Source organism: Streptomyces fumanus (assembly GCF_014655295.1).
GTDB lineage: Bacteria > Actinomycetota > Actinomycetes > Streptomycetales > Streptomycetaceae > Streptomyces > Streptomyces fumanus.
In genome coordinates this window covers 118,230-135,667 of the sequence record NZ_BNBI01000015.1, presented here as the reverse complement: position 1 = coordinate 135,667, position 17,438 = coordinate 118,230, and the positions used below count along the sequence as shown (strand labels likewise).

Annotated in this window: 14 protein-coding genes; 11 read left to right on the top strand and 3 right to left on the bottom strand. The window is 74.8% G+C overall.

All coding sequences use genetic code 11. The features are described 5' to 3' along the window. Positions 1-67: 67 nt before the first annotated feature. On the bottom strand, positions 68-1,108 hold the full coding sequence (locus IE316_RS29220; protein ID WP_190207537.1) for an Rv2578c family radical SAM protein: 1,041 nt from the start codon (positions 1,106-1,108) through the stop codon (positions 68-70). 149 nt (positions 1,109-1,257) lie between these two features. On the opposite strand from IE316_RS29220, the gene IE316_RS29215 reads away from it, so the two are divergent. The 8 genes from IE316_RS29215 (at position 1,258) to IE316_RS29180 (ending at position 12,445) form a co-directional block, all read left to right on the top strand. After that, positions 1,258-1,701, top strand: coding sequence for an SRPBCC family protein (locus tag IE316_RS29215; RefSeq protein ID WP_190207536.1), 444 nt, complete (start codon positions 1,258-1,260; stop codon positions 1,699-1,701). Between the two features lie 147 nt (positions 1,702-1,848). Further along, positions 1,849-4,242, top strand: a complete 2,394-nt coding sequence (locus IE316_RS29210; RefSeq protein WP_190207535.1) for an MFS transporter — start codon at positions 1,849-1,851, stop codon at positions 4,240-4,242. A gap of 202 nt (positions 4,243-4,444) precedes the next feature. Beyond that, positions 4,445-6,865, top strand: coding sequence for an ATP-binding SpoIIE family protein phosphatase (locus tag IE316_RS29205; RefSeq protein ID WP_190207534.1), 2,421 nt, complete (start codon positions 4,445-4,447; stop codon positions 6,863-6,865). Positions 6,866-6,972: 107 nt separating this feature from the next. Continuing rightward, positions 6,973-7,698, top strand: a complete 726-nt coding sequence (locus tag IE316_RS29200) for a class I SAM-dependent methyltransferase (protein ID WP_190207533.1) — start codon at positions 6,973-6,975, stop codon at positions 7,696-7,698. Positions 7,699-7,753: 55 nt separating this feature from the next. Next, on the top strand, positions 7,754-8,587 hold the full coding sequence (locus IE316_RS29195) for a M55 family metallopeptidase (RefSeq protein WP_190207532.1): 834 nt from the start codon (positions 7,754-7,756) through the stop codon (positions 8,585-8,587). Then, the gene (locus IE316_RS29190; RefSeq protein ID WP_190207531.1) at positions 8,580-9,902 is read left to right on the top strand and encodes a M20/M25/M40 family metallo-hydrolase; all 1,323 of its coding nucleotides are present in this window, start codon (positions 8,580-8,582) and stop codon (positions 9,900-9,902) included. Before IE316_RS29195 ends, IE316_RS29190 begins: the two co-directional genes overlap by 8 nt. Before the next feature lie 4 nt (positions 9,903-9,906). After that, on the top strand, positions 9,907-11,871 hold the full coding sequence (locus IE316_RS29185) for a prolyl oligopeptidase family serine peptidase (protein WP_190207530.1): 1,965 nt from the start codon (positions 9,907-9,909) through the stop codon (positions 11,869-11,871). A gap of 22 nt (positions 11,872-11,893) precedes the next feature. Continuing rightward, a complete protein-coding gene (locus IE316_RS29180) occupies positions 11,894-12,445 on the top strand; it encodes a GNAT family N-acetyltransferase (protein WP_190207529.1) in 552 nt (183 codons plus the stop codon). A 38-nt stretch (positions 12,446-12,483) separates the two neighbouring features. Here the strand turns inward: IE316_RS29180 and IE316_RS29175 are convergent, their stop codons facing one another. Beyond that, positions 12,484-12,831: a VOC family protein gene (locus IE316_RS29175; RefSeq protein WP_190207528.1), complete on the bottom strand. Its 348-nt coding sequence runs from the start codon at positions 12,829-12,831 to the stop codon at positions 12,484-12,486. A gap of 69 nt (positions 12,832-12,900) precedes the next feature. Between IE316_RS29175 and IE316_RS29170 the strand changes: the two genes are divergently transcribed. Further along, a complete protein-coding gene (locus IE316_RS29170) occupies positions 12,901-13,428 on the top strand; it encodes a phage holin family protein (protein WP_190207527.1) in 528 nt (175 codons plus the stop codon). Between the two features lie 48 nt (positions 13,429-13,476). Here IE316_RS29170 and IE316_RS29165 read toward each other — a convergent pair whose 3' ends face one another. Beyond that, positions 13,477-14,430, bottom strand: a complete 954-nt coding sequence (locus IE316_RS29165; protein ID WP_190207526.1) for an LLM class F420-dependent oxidoreductase — start codon at positions 14,428-14,430, stop codon at positions 13,477-13,479. A gap of 215 nt (positions 14,431-14,645) precedes the next feature. Between IE316_RS29165 and IE316_RS29160 the strand changes: the two genes are divergently transcribed. Both IE316_RS29160 and ligD read left to right on the top strand, forming a co-directional pair. Further along, on the top strand, positions 14,646-16,493 hold the full coding sequence (locus tag IE316_RS29160; protein ID WP_190207525.1) for a transketolase: 1,848 nt from the start codon (positions 14,646-14,648) through the stop codon (positions 16,491-16,493). Further along, the gene (ligD, locus tag IE316_RS29155) at positions 16,490-17,425 is read left to right on the top strand and encodes a non-homologous end-joining DNA ligase (protein WP_190207524.1); all 936 of its coding nucleotides are present in this window, start codon (positions 16,490-16,492) and stop codon (positions 17,423-17,425) included. Before IE316_RS29160 ends, ligD begins: the two co-directional genes overlap by 4 nt. Positions 17,426-17,438: the final 13 nt, after the last annotated feature.

The window sequence follows — 17,438 nt, the reverse complement described above, 5'->3', positions numbered from 1 at the left end:
CGTCCGGCCCTGGGGGGTGGTGCGCTCAGCCGCGGGTGCCGAAGTGTTCGGTCGCGTGCGGATGCGCCTAGAGGAACGAGAGCTGGGTCGGGCCCGGGACCTCGGGGGCGGTCTCCGGCCGTGCCGCCCTGATCCGCCGGGGCATGCCCGCGCGGGCCGGGCCGATGCCGTACTCCCGGGCCAGGTCGTGCACCTGGCGGGTGACGCGCCGCTGGTACCACTTCGGGGCGTAGGAGCCCTCGGCGTACAGCCGCTCGTAGCGGCGCACCAGGTGCGGGTGGTGCCGGGCCAGCCAGGCCATGAACCACTCCCGCGCGCCGGGCCGCAGATGCAGCACCAGCGGGGTCACGGAGGTCGCCCCGGCCGCCGCGATCGCCCGTACCGTCGCCCGGAGCTGGGCCGGTTCGTCGCTCAGGAACGGGAGCACCGGCGCCATCAGCACCCCGCAGCCGATGCCCTGCCCGGCCAGCGTGCGCACCACGTCCAGCCGGCGCTCCGGCGCGGGCGTGCCCGGCTCCACCGTGCGCCACAGCTCGGCGTCGGTGAAGCCCACCGAGACCGAGATCCCGACGTCCGTCACCCGGGCCGCCCGGGTCAGCAGGTCCAGGTCGCGCAGGATCAGCGTGCCCTTGGTGAGGATGGAGAAGGGGTTCGCCCGCTCCCGCAGGGCGTCGATGATGCCCGGCATCAGCCGGTAGCGGCCCTCCGCGCGCTGGTAGCAGTCCACGTTGGTGCCCATCGCGATGTGCTCGCCCCGCCAGCGCGGCGAGGCCAGGTCGCGGCGGAGCAGCTCCGGGGCGTTCACCTTGACCACGATCTGGCTGTCGAAGTCCAGCCCGGTGTCGAGGTCGAGATAGCTGTGGGTCTTGCGGGCGAAGCAGTACACGCACGCGTGCGTGCAGCCCCGGTAGGGGTTCACCGTCCACTCGAACGGCATCCGCGAGGCGCCCGGCACCCGGTTGACGATCGAGCGGGCCCGCACCTCGTGGAAGGTGATCCCCTGGAATTCCGGGGTGTCGAAGGTGCGGGTGGTGACCGCGTCCGCGCCGAACAGCGCGGCGTCGGCCGCCCGGTCGTGGCCGGACTCGGAGAGGTTCTCCCAGCGCATGACGCCTCCTCGGTAGTGCTCGGCCCACAATAGAACACGTGTTCCCTTGATCGTGCGGACCAGCCCCGGACACCCCCCGATTTGGCGGCCGGGCGGCGGGGTGGTTGGCTTGCCCCGACCCCGAGGAACCAGGCCCTGGAGGAACCCCGATGGCGCAGGTCGAGGCCACCACGGAGCGCATCGTCGCCGCCGACGCGGAGACGGTGTTCGACGCTCTCGCCGACTACAGCGGCACCCGCGCGAAGCTGCTGCCCGAACAGTTCAGCGAGTACGAGGTGCGCGAGGGCGGCGACGGCGAGGGCACCCTCGTCCACTGGAAGCTCCAGGCCACCAGCAAGCGCGTCCGCGACTGCCTGCTGGAGGTCACCGAGCCCGCCGACGGCGAGCTGGTCGAGAAGGACCGCAACTCCTCCATGGTCACCACCTGGCGGGTCACCCCCGCCGGCGAGGGCCGGTCCCGGGTCGTGGTGGTGACGGTCTGGAACGGCGCCGGCGGCATCGGCGGCTTCTTCGAGAAGACGTTCGCCCCCAAGGGCCTGGCCCGGATCTACGACGCGGTGCTCGCCAGGCTCGCCGCCGAGGTGGAGAAATAGCCAACACACCGGCGGACGGCGGCAGTTGGCCGCCTCACCGATTCGAGTGATCTTCGTGCCGCCGGGCGGTACGCCGTAACTCGCCACCCCTGTTCGTAGTTGTCGCCTCGCGGGAAACCAGCGGCAGCGCGACGAGGGGAGCGGTACATGGGCGGGAACACTCTGGTGAAGGAGGTGCCGGCCGCCGCCGCGCCGCCGGACGCTCCGGCGCCCGCCCCGGAACCGGACGCCGGGCTCGCCCCGCGCCGGGTCCGGCTGGTCTTCTTCGGGCTGATGCTGGCGCTGCTGCTCGCCGCGCTGGAGCAGATGATCGTCGCCACCGCGCTCCCGAAGATCGTCGGTGAGCTGCACGGCCTGGACAAGATGTCCTGGGCGATCACCGCCTACCTGCTCACCTCCACCGTCGGACTGCCGATCTACGGCAAGCTCGGCGACCTCTTCGGCCGCAAGGGCGTCTTCCAGTTCGCCATCGCCGTCTTCGTCGTCGGCTCCGCGCTGGCCGGCCGCGCACAGACGATGGACCAGCTCATCGCCTTCCGCGCGGTCCAGGGCATCGGGGCCGGCGGCCTGATGATCGGCGTGCAGGCGATCATCGCGGACATCGTGCCGCCCCGGGCGCGCGGCCGGTACATGGGCCTGATCGGCGCCGCCTTCGGCCTCGCCTCGGTCGCCGGACCGCTGCTCGGCGGCTACTTCACCGACCACCTCTCCTGGCGCTGGTGCTTCTACGTCAACGTGCCCTTCGGCCTGGTCACCATGGCCGTCATCGCCCTCGTCCTGAAGCTGCCCAAGCGGCGCGGCCGGCCCCGCCTGGACGTGCTCGGCGCGCTGCTGCTCACCGCCGCCTCCAGTTGCCTGGTCCTGCTCACCAGTTGGGGCGGCACCGAGTACGCCTGGGGCTCCCGGACGGTCCTCGCTCTCGCCGCCGGGGCGCTGGTCTGCACCCTCCTGTTCCTGGTCGCCGAGCGGTTCGCCGCCGAACCCCTCATCCCGCTGCGGCTGTTCAGGGACTCCGTGTTCACCATCACCGGCCTGGTCGGCCTGGTGGTCGGCGTCGCGCTGTTCGGCGCCGCCAGCTATCTGCCGACCTATCTGCAGATGGTCGACGGCGCCTCCGCCACCGAGTCCGGGCTGCTGATGCTGCCGATGATGGGCGGCATCGTCGCCGCCTCGGTCGTCTCCGGGCAGCTCATCAGCCGCACCGGCCGCTACCGCCTCCACCCCCTGCTCGGCGGCGCCCTCTCCGTCACCGGCATGTGGCTGCTCTCCCGCCTCGGCACCGACACCCCCCGCCCGCTCTACAGCCTCTGGATGGCCGTCCTCGGCGCCGGCATCGGCATGGTGATGCCCGTCCTGATCCTGGCCGTGCAGAACTCCGCGCGCCCCGCCGACCTCGGTACCGCCACCAGCGCCAACAACTACTTCCGGCAGATCGGCGGCAGCGTCGGCGCCGCGATCTTCGGCACCCTCTTCGCCGACCGGCTCACCGACGCCCTCGCCGACCGCCTCCCCGCCGACGCCGGCCCCGGGCTGCCCGACGCCGACGCCATCACCCCGCAGCTCGTCCACGCCCTGCCGCCGCCGCTGCGCGACGCCTACATCCAGGCGTACGCCGACGCCATGCCGCGGATCTTCCTGTACCTGGTGCCGGTACTGGCCCTCGGCCTGTTCCTCGCCTTCTTCCTCAAGGAGAAACCCCTCGTGTCCCACCACGCGCCCCTGACCGAGCCGGAGACCGAGCGGCCCGCCGCCCCGCTCCCGGGTGCCCGCGCGCCCCACACCGGCGGCATCCCGGTCTGCGGCACCGTGCAGCATCCCGACGGCACCGTGGTGCCCCGCGCCGCCCTCACCCTCATCGACGTATCCGGACAGCAGATCGGCCGCGGCGCCAGCGCCGACGACGGCCGCTACGCCCTGGCCACCCCGGGCTCCGGGGCGTACGTCCTGATCGCCGCGGCCGGCGGCCACCAGCCGCAGGCCGTCTCCGTCACCGTCGGCGAACGCCCCGTCGAACTCGACGTCGTCCTCGGCGGCGCCGGACGCCTCGCCGGCAGCGTCGTCACCGCCGACGGCACCCCCGTCCGGGACGCCACCGTCACCCTCACCAATGTGCACGGCGAGGTCGTCGCCGCCACCCGCAGCGGACGCGAGGGCGGCTACGTCATCACCGAGCTGGTGGCCGGCGAGTACACCCTGGCCGGCAGCGCCCCCGCCTTCCGCCCGGCCGCGCTGCCGGTCACCGTGCAGGCGGCCCGCGAGACCCGGCAGGACATCGAACTGGCCGGCGGGGCCGTGCTCAAGGGCACCGTCCGGGCGGGCGGCGGACGGGCCGTCGAGGACGCCCGGGTCACCCTCCTGGACGCCGCCGGGAACGTCGTCGACACCCTCACCACCGGCGCCGACGGAACCTTCCGCTTCGTCGACCTGTCCTCCGGCGAGTACACCGTGATCGCCGCCGGTTACCCGCCGGTCGCCACCGTCCTGCAGGTGGCCGGCGGCGGCCGTACCGAACGGGACCTCCAGCTCGGCCACGAGGACTGAACCCGCCCCGGGCGCGCGGGCGTGCGGCGGCGCGGAACCGGACCGGTCGGCCGAGGACCGGAACCGCCCCCGGGCGCGCGGGCGTGCGCCGGAGCGAGGACCGGCACCCGATTCCCGGTTCCCGTCACATCGCACCGGTCCCGGCCGTACCGTGGTGGCGGCGGCACGATCCTGCCGAGCCGTGGAGAGAGGGCCTGACGCCATGGACCGTGGCAGCGAGCCGGACCCGTCGTACGGCCGCGTCCCGCTGGCCGTGGCGGTGGTCGACGGGGACGGACTCGTCTCCCACTGGAGCCGGGGCGCCCGCCGCCTGTTCGGCGTCCCCAAGGAGCGCGCGATCGGCCGGCCCGCCCTCGACCTGCTGCCCGTCTCCGGGGCGCTGCCCGACGACAAGGCGTCCGGGGACGGCCACGGCTCGGCCGCGGTCCACGACGGACCCGGCCCCGGCCTGGAGTACTCCCTCGGCGGACACCTGTCCTACCCGGCCGCCGGACGCGCCCGCCTGCCCGGCGCCGGGCCCGGCCGGATCGACGTCCTGTGGTGGGCCTACCCGCTGGTCGGCCCCGGCCGGGAGCGGCTGCTGGTGCTGGCCGCCGACGCGGGCGCCCTGCTGCCGGACCGCCCCGGCGACGCCCCGCCGCCCGAGCGGGTCGCCCCCGGCTTCGCCCGCCACACCGACCTGCCCCGCGCCGGCGAACTCGCCCGCCGGCTCCCCGAGATCCTGCCCAGCATGAGCGTCGGCGAGAGCGCCGAAATCGTCGCCCAGGTCCTCGAACTGGGCTACCCGGTCCTGGACTTCAGCCACCAGCAACGCGTCCCCGTCACCCCCGACTGGGGCGTGCCCCGGCGGGCCGAGCGCCGGGCCCGGCTCGAGCGGGCCGCCCGCGCCCGCGCCGCCGGCCGGCCGCTCCCGGCGGACGCGGACGACGAGGCCGAGGACCTGGAGTACGCCGCCGTCCGCGAACGCCTGGAGTTCCTCAACGAGGTCAGCGGCCGGATCGGCACCTCCCTCGACCTCACCGAGACCATCGGCGAGGTCAGCCGGGCCGTCGTCCCCCGCTTCACCGACGTGGCCGGCACCTACCTGCGCGAACAGGTCGTCGCCGGCGAGGGCTTCCCCGACGGCGTGCCCGACACCACCACCATGTGGCACCGGGTCGCCCTGGAGCACACCGACGAACCGGGCCGCTGGGACGACGTGGTGCCGGTCGGCGAGGCCATGCCGTTCCCCGCGCACACCCCGTTCTTCCAGTGCATGACCACCGGCGAGCCGGTGCTGGTGCCCCGCATCACCGAGGAGACGGGCCACGCCATCGCCTCGCAGTTCGAGAAGCGGGACATCCGGCCGCTGATCACCGGCCGCTCCATGCTCGTCGTCCCGCTCAAGGCCCGGCAGGTCGTCCTCGGCTTCATGATCCTGCTGCGCCACCCCGAGCGGCCCGTCTTCAACGACATGGACCGGGCCACCGGCGCCGAACTCGCCGCCCGCGCGGGCCTGGTACTGGACAACGCGCGGATCTACACCCACCAGGAGAACGTCGCCGAGACGCTCCAGGACAGCATGCTGCCGCACATCCCGGCCCGGATGGCGGGCTGCGACATCGCCACCCGCTACCTGCCCGGCACCCTGCTCGGCCGGATCGGCGGCGACTGGTTCGACGCGGTGAAACTCCCCGGCGCCCGCACCGCCCTGGTGGTCGGCGACGTCATGGGCCACGGCCTGAACTCCGCCGCGATGATGGGCCAGTTGCGCACCGCCGTGCAGACCATGGCCGCGCTCGACCTGCCGCCCGCCCGGCTGCTGCGCACCCTCGACGACCTCGCCCAGCGGCTCGGCGACAGCTACCTCGCCACCTGCCTGTACGCCGTCTACGACCCGATCGCGGGCGAACTGGGCCTGGCCAACGCCGGGCACATCCCGCCCGTCCTGGTCCGGGCCACCGACGGCCGCAGCGAACTGCTCGACCTGCCCACCGGCGCCCCGATCGGCGTCGGCGGGGTGCCCTTCGAGACGGTCCGGGTGCCGGTGGCGAGCGGCGACCGGCTGGTGATGTGCACCGATGGACTGGTCGAGGTGCGCGGCGAGGACATCGGCGTCGGCCTGGCCACCCTCTGCGAGTCCGCCGCCCACCCGGCCGCCTCCATGGACGACGCCTGCGACACCATCGTCCGCGCCCTCAACACCGGCGGCGACCGCAAGGACGACGTGGCCCTGCTGATGGCCCGCCTCGGCGGCATCGCCCCCGAGGACGTCGCCGAGTGGCGGCTCGCCCGCGACCCCGCCGAGGTGCCCCGGGCCCGCGCGGCGGTCCGCGAGCAGCTCCACGACTGGGGGCTCGACGCGCTGGCCGACACCGCCGAGCTGCTGGTCGGGGAACTCGTCACCAACGCCGTACGGCACGCCCGGGCCCGGCCCGTCGGGCTGCGCCTGGTGCGCGGGGACACGCTGCTGTGCGAGGTGGACGACGACGACCACGAACTGCCCTCGCTGCGCGGCGCCGGACCCGGCGACGAGTACGGGCGCGGACTGCGCGTGGTCAGCGCCCTCGCCCGGGAGTGGGGCACCGCCCGGAGCGGGGCCGGCAAGACGGTCTGGTGCGAACTGACCCTGCCCCGGCGGTGAACCGGGGCGCCCGCCCCGCTTGTCGAGCGGCGCGGACGGCGATACACCGTACTGGCCCGTCCCGCGCGGCGGGCCGGACACGGCCGTCGCACCCTGGGGAGTCGGGCATGAGCGTGACCAGTCGGTACCGGGACGCCTGGGAGGGATTCTGGGCGGAGGCCCCCGACGGTCCGGGGGCGGTGTTCTGGGACGCGGAACCGGCCCTGACCGTGGGCCGGCACCTCGCCCTGTTCGCGCCCCGCCTCGCCGACCCCGGCCTGCCGCTGCTCGACCTCGGCTGCGGCAACGGCACCCAGACCCGCTACCTCGCCGACCGCTTCCCGCACGTCATCGGCGTCGACCTGGCCGCCGCCGCCCTCGACCGGGCCCGCCGCGCCGACCCCGCCGGACAGGCCGGGTACCGGCAGCTCGACGCCACCGACCGGGACGCGGCCCGCGCCCTGCACGCCGAACTCGGCGACGCCAACGTCTATCTGCGGGGCGTGCTGCACCAGTGCCCGCCCGGCGACCGGCAGGCGCTGGCCGACGGGCTCGCCGCGCTGCTCGGGGAGCGCGGCCGGGCCTTCCTGGTCGAGCCCGCCCAGGCGGCCGGTGCGGTCCTCGCCGAGCTGGCCGGCGCCCCCGGCGGCCCGCCGCCCAAGCTGGCGCCGGTACTGCGGCACGGCATCGCCCCCGGCGAACTCACCGACGCCGCCGTACCGGACCACCTGCGCACCGCCGGCCTCACCGTGCTGGCCCGCGGCGAACTGCCCCTGCTCACCACGGAGCACCGCCCCGACGGCACCCGGATAGCGCTGCCCTCCCTTTGGCTGGTGGCCGGGCGGGCGGCCTGACCGGGTGTCCGTTGCCGCTGGCCGGTTCCCCGCGCGGCGCGTAACGTGGCGGACCATGAAGATCCTCATCAGCGCCGACATGGAGGGCGCCACCGGGGTGACCTGGCCGGCCGATGTGCTGCCGGGGACGCCGCAGTGGGAGCGGTGCCGGGCGTTGTTCACCTCCGACGTCGACGCGGCCGTGCGCGGCTTCTTCGACGGCGGCGCCGACGAGGTCCTCGTCAACGAGGCGCACTGGACCATGCGCAATCTGCTGCTGGAACAGCTCGACGAACGGGCGCTGATGCTCACCGGCCGGCACAAGGCGCTGTCCATGGTGGAGGGCGTGCAGCACGGCGACGTGGACGGCATCGCCTTCGTCGGCTACCACGCGGGCGCCGGCATGCCGGGCGTCCTCGCCCACACCTACCTCGCCAACCAGATCACCGGCGTCTGGCTGAACGGCGTACGCGCCAGCGAGGGCCTGCTCAACGCGCGGGTCGCCGCCGAGTACGGGGTGCCGGTGGTGCTGGTCACCGGCGACGACGTGGCCTGCGAGGACGCGCTCGGCTACGCGCCGGAGGCCCGCAAGGTCGCGGTGAAGGACCATGTGTCGCGGTACGCGGCCGTGTGCCGGACCCCGGCCCGCACCGCCGCGGACATCCGGGCCGCGGCCCAGGACGCCACGGCCCTCGCGGTGCGCCACGAGCCGGTGTCCGGCGGTCCGTTCGGCGTCGCCGTGGAGTTCGACGCCGAGCACCTCGCGGATGCCTCGACCGTCGTCCCGGGCGTGGCACGGATCGGCGAACGCAAGGTGGGGTACACCACCGGCACGATGTACGAGGCGATCCGGACCTTCAAGGCGGTCACCACGATCGCGTCGGCGGCGGTGGAGGAGCAGTATGGCTGAGCACGGCGGGGGCCCGGACGGACAGGCGCTCGACGAGGTGGTCCGCTTCACCTCCGAGCTGATCCGGATCGACACCACCAACCGGGGCGGCGGCGACTGCCGGGAGCGCCCGGCCGCCGAGTACGCCGCCGAGGCGCTGGCCGGGGCCGGGACCGAGCCGGCCCTGCTGGAGCGCACCGCGGGCCGCACCAACGTGGTCGCCCGGATCGAGGGCACCGACCCGTCCGCCGGGGCGCTGCTGGTCCACGGCCACCTGGACGTGGTGCCCGCGGAGGCCGCCGACTGGAGCGTCCACCCGTTCTCCGGCGAGGTCCGCGACGGGGTGGTCTGGGGCCGCGGCGCGGTCGACATGAAGAACATGGACGCGATGATCCTCGCCGTGCTGCGGAGCTGGGCCCGGCAGGGCGTACGGCCCCGGCGGGACCTGGTGATCGCGTTCACCGCGGACGAGGAGGCCAGCGCCGAGGACGGCTCCGGGTTCCTCGCCGACCGGCACCCCGAGCTGTTCGAGGGCTGCACCGAAGGCATCAGCGAGTCCGGGGCGTTCACCTTCCACGACGGCGCCGGGCGGCAGCTCTACCCGATCGCCGCCGGGGAGCGCGGCACCGGCTGGCTGAAGCTGACCGCCCGCGGCCGGGCCGGACACGGCTCCAAGGTCAACCGGGAGAACGCGGTCACCCGGCTCGCCGCGGCCATCACCCGGATCGGCGCCCACGAGTGGCCGGCGCGGCTGACCCCCACCGTCCGCGCGGCCCTCACCGAACTCGCCGCCCTGTACGGCGTCGACCCCGATCTCGGCGACGTCGAGGCGCTGCTGGAGAAGCTGGGCCCGGCCGCCGAGCTGGTGGAGGCCACCGTCCGCAACAGCGCCAACCCGACCATGCTGGACGCCGGTTACAAGGTCAACGTGATCCCGGGCGAGGCCGTCGCCCACGTCGACGGACGTTTCCTGTACGGCGCCGAGGACGAGTTCCGCGCCACCCTGGACCGGCTCACCGGACCGGACGTGGACTGGGAGTTCGCCCACCGCGAGGTCGCCCTCCAGGCGCCGGTGGACTCGCCGACGTACGCCCGGATGCGGGCCGCCGTCGAGGAGTTCGCCCCCGAGGGGCACGTGGTGCCGTACTGCATGTCGGGCGGCACGGACGCCAAGCAGTTCTCCCGCCTGGGCATCACCGGCTACGGCTTCGCGCCCCTGAGACTTCCGGAGGGCTTCGACTACCAGGCCCTCTTCCACGGTGTCGACGAACGCGTACCCGTCGAGGCGCTGCACTTCGGCGTCCGCGTTCTCGACCGGTTCCTGCGCACGGCCTAGGGGAGTGGGGGAGACAGTGCGGACCCTGGCGTACGGATCGTGGCCGTCACCGATCGACGCGGCGCTCGCCGCCGCGCACGACGGGCGGCCCGAGGACGTCGGTTTCGTCGGCGACGAGGTGTGGTGGACCGCGCCCCGGCCGACCGAGGACGGCCGGCGCACCCTGGTGCGGCGGCGCGCCGACGGCGGCGAGGAGGTCCTGCTGCCCGCCCCGTGGAACGTGCGCAGCCGGGTCATCGAGTACGGCGGCCGGCCCTGGGACGCCGCCGTCACCGCCGACGGCCCGCTCATCGTGTTCGTGAACTTCGCCGACCAGCGGCTGTACCGCTGCGCGCCCGGCGGCGAGCCCCGGCCCCTCACCCCCCGGTCGCCGGTGGGCGGCGGGCTGCGCTGGGCCGAGCCGCGGGTGCTGGTGGAGCGCGGCGAGGTGTGGTGCGTGCTGGAGGAGTTCACCGGCGACGGCCCCACCGACGTGCGCCGGGTACCGGCCGCCGTACCGCTGGACGGCTCGGCCGCCGAGGACCGGGACGCGGTACGCGAACTGACCCCCGAACGGCACCGGTTCGTCACCGGCCCCCGTCTCGCGCCCGGCGGGCGGCGGGCGGCCTGGCTGGCCTGGGACCACCCCCGGATGCCGTGGGACGGCACCGAACTGCTGGTCGCCGACATCGGCCCCGACGGCGTCTTCGGCCCGCCGGAGACCGTCGCCGGCGGCCCCCAGGAGTCGATCGCCCAGGTCGACTGGGCCCCCGACGGCGCCCTGCTGTACGCCTCCGACCGCACCGGCTGGTGGAACCTCTACCGCGACGGCCGGCCGCTGTGTCCCCGCGAGGAGGAGTTCGGCGGGCCGCTGTGGAAGCTGGGCATGCGCTGGTTCGCCCCGCTGGAGAACGGACTGATCGCCGTCGTGCACGGCCGGGGCGCCACCGCGCTCGGCATCCTCGATCCCGAGACCGGCGAGGTCGTCGACGCGGCCGGCCCCTGGACCGAGTTCGCGCCCGCCCTGGCCACCCACGGCGAGCGGATCGCCGCCGTCGGCGCCAGCCCGCGCAGCGCCTACGAGGTGGTCGAACTGGACGCCCGCACCGGCCGCGCCCGGGTGATCGGCGCCGCCCACGACGACGCCGTCGACCCGGTGCACTACCCAGAACCGCAGATCCGCACCTTCACCGGACCCGACGGCCGGGAGATCCACGCCCACGTCTACCCGCCGCACAACCCGGAGTGCGTCGCGCCCGGCGACGAACTGCCGCCGTACGTCATCTGGGCGCACGGCGGGCCCACCAGCCGGGCGCCGCTCGTCCTCGACCTGGAGATCGCCTACTTCACCTCCCGCGGCATCGGCGTCGCCGAGGTCAACTACGGCGGCTCCACCGGCTACGGCCGCCGGTACCGCGAGCAACTGCGCGAGCAGTGGGGCGTGGTCGACGTGGAGGACTGCGCGGCCGTCGCCCTCGCCCTCGCCGAGGAGGGCACCGCCGACCCGGACCGGCTCGCCGTGCGCGGCGGCAGCGCGGGTGGCTGGACCGCCGCCGCCTCCCTGGCCGGCACCGACGTCTACGCCTGCGGCACGATCAGCTACCCCGTGCTGGACCTGACCGAGTGGCAGGCCGGCGGCACCCACGACTTCGAGTCCCGCTACCTGGAGTCCCTGATCGGCCCGTACGCCGAGGTGCCCGCCCGGTACGCGGAACGCTCGCCCGCCGAGCACGCCGACCGGATCACCGTCCCGTTCCTGCTGCTCCAGGGCCTGGACGACGTGATCTGCCCGCCCGCCCAGTGCGAGCGGTTCCTCGCCCGCCTGGCCGGGCGCGGGGTGCCGCACGCCTACCTCGCCTTCGCGGGCGAGGGGCACGGCTTCCGGCGCGCGGAGACCATGGTCCGCGCCCTGGAGGCCGAACTCTCCCTGTACGCGCAGGTGTTCGGCATCGACCCGCGGGGCATCCCCACCCTGGAACTGACCACCTGAGCGCCCGGCGTAGGCTGGCCGGATGCCGCACACCCCGCCGCGCTACCTGATCGAGGGCCCCCGGACCGGCCTGCGCCACTTCACCCACGCGGACGCCGCCGAGTTCACCGCGCGGGCCCGGGAGAGCAAGGACCTGCACCACCCCTGGCTCTTCCCGCCGGACAGCGCGCAGGCGTACGCCCGGTACGCCGGGCGGCTGATCGAGGACCCGGCCAAGGCCGGGTTCCTGGTGTGCGAGAAGGCCGCCGGGGGCGCGATCGCCGGGTTCATCAACATCAACAACATCGTCGAGGGCGGCTTCCTCAGCGGGGCGCTCGGCTACGGCGCCTTCGCCCACGCGGCTGGCCGGGGGCTGATGAAGGAGGGCCTCGGCCTCGTCGTCCGGTACGCCTTCGGACCGATGCGCCTGCACCGGCTGGAGATCAACGTCCAGCCCGGCAACGCCGCGTCCATCGCCCTGGCCCGCTCCTGCGGCTTCCGCCTGGAGGGCTTCTCACCGAAGATGCTCTACGTCGACGGGGCCTGGCGCGACCACCAGCGGTGGGCGATCACCGCCGAGTCCGCCGCCGGCTGATCCGGCCGGACGGGGACCGGCCCCGCCCGGCCACCGGTTCACGGACGGCGGTCGGCGTACTCGTACACCATGCCGTCGGGGTGACGGGCGATCAGATTGCGGCCCACCGGGGTCGGCACCGGGCCGGCGATGATGTCGGCGCCCAGGTCCGCCAGCACCCGGGCGGTCTCCGCCACGTCCGTCACGGCGATGGTCGCGGCGACCTTGCGCAGCAGGTCCAGCTCGGAGGGGGGCCCGCTCATCAGCAGGAAGCAGCCGATCGCGGCGACCTGCACCCCACCGCGCTCGAAACGCAGGGCCCGGCCCCCGGCCAGTCCCTCGTAGAAGGGGATCGCCTTGTCCAGGTCGTCGACACAGATGCGCAGTGTGGCTCCCAGAATGTCCATACGGGGGAGCCTAGTTGGCGCGGCGGGCGGCCCGCCCATGGACCGCCGGGTCGCGGGTACCCGTCCGGCATGGACCGCTTGGAGCATCTGGAGCATCTGGACAAGCACCTGGTCGACGAACTGGCACAGGTGGCCCGCGAGACCGTACGGGACGAGCTGCGCGAGCAGACCCGCAAGCAGCGCCGCCGCGCGACGCTGTACGCCGCGTCCGGCGCCGTCGCCCTGTACGCGGGCGCGGCCCTCGCGCTCGCCGTGGGTCTCCTGCTCGCCCTCGCGCTGCCGGACTGGGCCGCCGCGCTGATCACCGCCGCGCTGCTGGCCGCCGTCGCCTACGCGCTGCGCGGCGCCGCCCGGCCGCACCGCCCCGACGGCACCCACCAGCCGTCCGCGCCCGGCCGCACGGTCGGCGGCACCGCCCCCGCCGCGCCGCCCAGCGGCCTGGGCATGCCCTACCCGCCGATGCCGCCGGTCGCCCCCGGCGGTGCCTCCGGCGCCACCGGAGCGCCCGGCGCGGGCAGCCCGGCCCCCGGCGGCACCGGGCCGGCCGCGCCGCGCCAGGACGAGATCGACCCCGAGGCCCCGCACGACCGGAGCTGACCCGGCCGTCCGGCGCCCCGGGACGGTACCGCCCCGGCCCCGGTGGGGCTACGGGAGCTGGGGCAGCACCTTCGTGCGGTAGAAGTCGAAGAAGCCGCGCAGGTCGGGGCCGATCTGGTTGACGTACACCCGGTCGAACCCGGCGTCCGCGAACCGCTTCAGCTCGGCCACGTGCGCGTCGACGTCGTCGCCGCAGACCCGGTTCTCCCGGACCATGTCCTCGGTGACCAGGGTCTGCGCCTGTTCGAAGTGCTTCGGCGAGGGCAGCACCTGGCCCAGCTCGCCGGGCAGCAGCTCGTTGGCCCACAGCCGGTGCACCGTCCGGACGGCGGCCTCCGGGTCGGTGTCGTAGCAGACCTTCGTACCGCCGCTGACCGGCTTGGTGCCGCCGCCGCCCGAGCGGTACCGCTCGACCATCGAGGCGTCCGGTATCATCGTGATGTAGCCGTCGCCGACCCGGGCCGCCAGGTCCGTGGCGACGGGGCCGAAACCGGAGACGTCGATCGGGACCGGCTCGTCCGGGACCGTGTAGAGCCGGGCGTTCTCCACGGTGTAGTGCGTGCCGTGATGGGTGACCTGCTCGCCGGTGAACAGGCGGCGCATCACCTCGATCGCCTCCTCCAGCATCTCCAGCCGCACGCGCGCGGGCGGCCAGGCACCGCCGACGACGTGTTCGTTGAGCGCCTCGCCGGAGCCGACGCCGAGCCGGAACCGGCCGCCGGTCATCACCGCGCTGGTCGCCGCGGCCTGGGCCACCACCGCCGGGTGGATGCGCACGGTCGGACAGGTCACCGCCGTCTCGATCGGCAGCGACACCGCCTGCGACAGCGCGCCGATCACCGACCACACGAACGGGCTCTGGCCCTGCTCGTCGTTCCACGGATGGTAGTGGTCGGAGATCCACAGCGCCTGGAAACCGGCCTGCTCGGCCATCCGGGCCTGCTCGATCAGCTCGGCGGGGCCGAACTGCTCGCACGAGAGGAAATAGCCGTACTCGGGCATGGGGGGACGCCTCCGGAACGTGAGCGTGCGGGGTCCCGGGCCGGGTACCCGCGCGGGAGGCCGGCAACCGGCGCCGCCGGCCGCCCGTGTTTGACCGCACCGGGCCACGGGGACGCGGAAGGCCCGCGCGCACGCGAGCGGCCCCGGGGCGGGCGCCCCGTACGGCCCGGGGAGAGTGCCGGTCCCGCTGCCCCCGTACCCGCGGAAGGAGACTCATGAACACCGAGGAACTCGTCGAACTGGCCCAGCAGTTGCGCGTCGACAGCGTCCGTGCCGCGGCCGCCGCGGGCTCCGGGCACCCGACCTCGTCGATGTCCGCCGCCGACCTGATGGCCGTGCTGCTCGCCCGCCACCTGCGCTACGACTTCGAGCGCCCCGCCCACCCCGGCAACGACCGCTTCGTCCTGTCCAAGGGCCACGCCTCGCCCCTGTTGTACGCCGCGTACAAGGCGGCCGGCGTCGTCGACGACGAGGAGCTGGTCACCTTCCGCAAGCTGGGCAGCCGCCTGGAGGGCCATCCGACGCCGCGGCGGCTGCCGTGGGTGGAGACCGCCACCGGCTCCCTCGGCCAGGGCCTGCCCGTCGGCGTCGGCATCGCGCTGGCCGGGCAGCGCCTGGACCGCACCGGATACCGGGTATGGGTGCTGTGCGGGGACAGCGAGCTGGCCGAGGGCTCCATCTGGGAGGCCGCCGAGCACGCCGGGTACGAGCACCTGGACAACCTGACCGTGATCGTCGACGTCAACCGGCTCGGCCAGCGCGGCCCGACCCGGCACGGCCACGACCTGGACGCCTACGCCCGCCGCTTCCGCGCCTTCGACTGGCACACCGTGGAGATCGACGGCCACGACGTGGACGCCATCGACCGCGCCTACGGCGAGGCCCTGTCCACCCGGGGCCAGCCCACCGCGATCATCGCCCGCACCCTGAAGGGCAAGGGCGTCGCGGACGTCGAGGACCACGAGGGACTGCACGGCAAGCCGCTGAAGAACGCCGACGACGCCATCGCCGAACTCGGCGGCCCCCGCGGCATCACCCTGCACGTGCACGAGCCGCCGTCCGCCCGCTCGCCGCACCCCGCTCCTGCCGGCCGGATCGAGCTGCCCCGCTGGGAGAAGGGCGAGCAGGCCGCCACCCGGGACGCCTTCGGCCAGGCCCTCACCGCGCTCGGCACCGCCCGCCCGGACGTCGTGGTCCTGGACGGCGAGGTCGGCGACTCCACGCGCGCCGAGTACTTCGCCAAGGAGCACCCCGAGCGGTACTTCGAGTGCTACATCGCCGAGCAGCAGTTGGTCGCCACGGCGGTCGGCATGGCGGCCCGTGCCTGGCTGCCGTACGCCTCCACCTTCGCCGCGTTCCTCACCCGGGCGCACGACTTCGTGCGGATGGCCTCCATCAGCGGCTCCGGCATCGTCCTCAACGGCTCCCACGCGGGCGTCGCCATCGGCCAGGACGGGCCCAGCCAGATGGGCCTGGAGGACCTGGCGATGATGCGCGCGGTGCACGGCTCGACCGTGCTCTACCCGTGCGACGCCAACCAGACCGCCAAGCTGGTCGCCGCGGCGGCCGGCCTGGAGGGCATCCGCTACCTGCGCACCTCGCGCGGCGGCAGCGAGGTGCTCTACGGGCCCGACGAGGAGTTCCCGGTCGGCGGCAGCAAGGTGCTGCGCTCCTCCGCCGAGGACCGGCTGACGCTGGTCGCCGCCGGGGTCACCGTGCCCGAGGCGCTGGCCGCCGCCGACGCCCTGGCGGGCGAGGGCATCCGGGCCCGGGTGATCGACCTGTACTCGGTCAAGCCGGTGGACCGGGACACCCTGCGCCGGGCCGCCGAGGAGACCGGGTGCCTGGTCACCGTCGAGGACCACCACCCCGAGGGCGGCCTCGGCGACGCCGTCGCGGAGGCCCTGGCCGACGGCGGCCCCGTGCCCCGGCTGGTCCGGCTCGCCGTGCGCACCATGCCGGGCTCGGCCGCGCCCGACCAGCAACTGCACGCCGCCGGCATCGACGCCGAGTCCATCGCGGCGGCCGGCAAGCTGCTGGTGGAGGAGGCGGTCGTGCGGTGAACCGGGACGCCGTGCGGACCGTACGGGCCGGCCGGCGCACCGTCGAGGTGCACCGGCCGGACAAGGTCCTCTTCCCGAAGGACGGCGGCGGCGCCGAGTACACCAAGGGCGACCTCGTCGACTACTACCGGACGGTCGCCCCCTTCATGCTGCCCCATCTGCGGGGCCGCCCGCTGATGCTGGAACGGCACCCGGACGGCCTGGCCGGCCCGGTCTTCATGCAGAAGAACACCCCGGACCACTACCCGGACCGGATCCGCCGGGTCGAGCTGCCCAAGGAGGGCGGCACCGTCCGCCACACCGTCTGCGACGACACCGCCACCCTGGTCTTCCTCGCCGACCAGGCCGCCCTCACCCTGCACCGCTGGCTGTCCCGCGCGGACCGCTCCGCCGGCATCCACCGGCCCGACCGCCTGGTCTTCGACCTCGACCCGGCCGGCGACGACTTCGCCCCGGTCCGCGAGGCCGCCGGGTACCTCGGTGAACTGCTCGACACCCTGCGGCTGCCCTCCGCGCCGATGACCACCGGCTCCAAGGGCGTGCACGTGGTGGTGCCGCTCACCGGGGAGCAGACCTTCGACGAGGTACGGGAGTTCGCGCGGGCGGTCGCCGAGACCCTCGCCGCCGCCCACCCCGACCGGCTCACCACCGCCGCCCGCAAGAAGGACCGCGGCGACCGGCTCTACCTCGACATCCAGCGCAACGCCTACGCGCAGACCGCGGTCGCCCCCTACACCGTGCGGGCCCGGCCCGGCGCCCCCGTCGCCACCCCCTTCACCTGGGACCAGTTGGCCGACCCGGCGCTGCACGCCCGCCGCTGGACCGTCGCCGACGCCGTGGCACAGGCCCGTACCGACCCCTGGGCCGGGATCATGGGCCGCCCCCGCGCCCTGGGCCCGGCCCGCCGGCGCCTGGAGGCACTGGGTCACTGAACCTCGCCCGCGG

Coding starts and splice junctions, on each gene's coding strand:
- IE316_RS29210 (WP_190207535.1), top strand. CDS start 1,849: ATGGGCGGGAACACTCTGGTGAAGGAGGTGCCGGCCGCCGCCGCGCCG.
- IE316_RS29190 (WP_190207531.1), top strand. CDS start 8,580: ATGGCTGAGCACGGCGGGGGCCCGGACGGACAGGCGCTCGACGAGGTG.
- IE316_RS29160 (WP_190207525.1), top strand. CDS start 14,646: ATGAACACCGAGGAACTCGTCGAACTGGCCCAGCAGTTGCGCGTCGAC.
- IE316_RS29195 (WP_190207532.1), top strand. CDS start 7,754: ATGAAGATCCTCATCAGCGCCGACATGGAGGGCGCCACCGGGGTGACC.
- IE316_RS29200 (WP_190207533.1), top strand. CDS start 6,973: ATGAGCGTGACCAGTCGGTACCGGGACGCCTGGGAGGGATTCTGGGCG.
- IE316_RS29205 (WP_190207534.1), top strand. CDS start 4,445: ATGGACCGTGGCAGCGAGCCGGACCCGTCGTACGGCCGCGTCCCGCTG.
- IE316_RS29175 (WP_190207528.1), bottom strand. CDS start 12,831: ATGGACATTCTGGGAGCCACACTGCGCATCTGTGTCGACGACCTGGAC.
- IE316_RS29215 (WP_190207536.1), top strand. CDS start 1,258: ATGGCGCAGGTCGAGGCCACCACGGAGCGCATCGTCGCCGCCGACGCG.
- IE316_RS29165 (WP_190207526.1), bottom strand. CDS start 14,430: ATGCCCGAGTACGGCTATTTCCTCTCGTGCGAGCAGTTCGGCCCCGCC.
- IE316_RS29170 (WP_190207527.1), top strand. CDS start 12,901: ATGGACCGCTTGGAGCATCTGGAGCATCTGGACAAGCACCTGGTCGAC.
- IE316_RS29180 (WP_190207529.1), top strand. CDS start 11,894: ATGCCGCACACCCCGCCGCGCTACCTGATCGAGGGCCCCCGGACCGGC.
- IE316_RS29220 (WP_190207537.1), bottom strand. CDS start 1,108: ATGCGCTGGGAGAACCTCTCCGAGTCCGGCCACGACCGGGCGGCCGAC.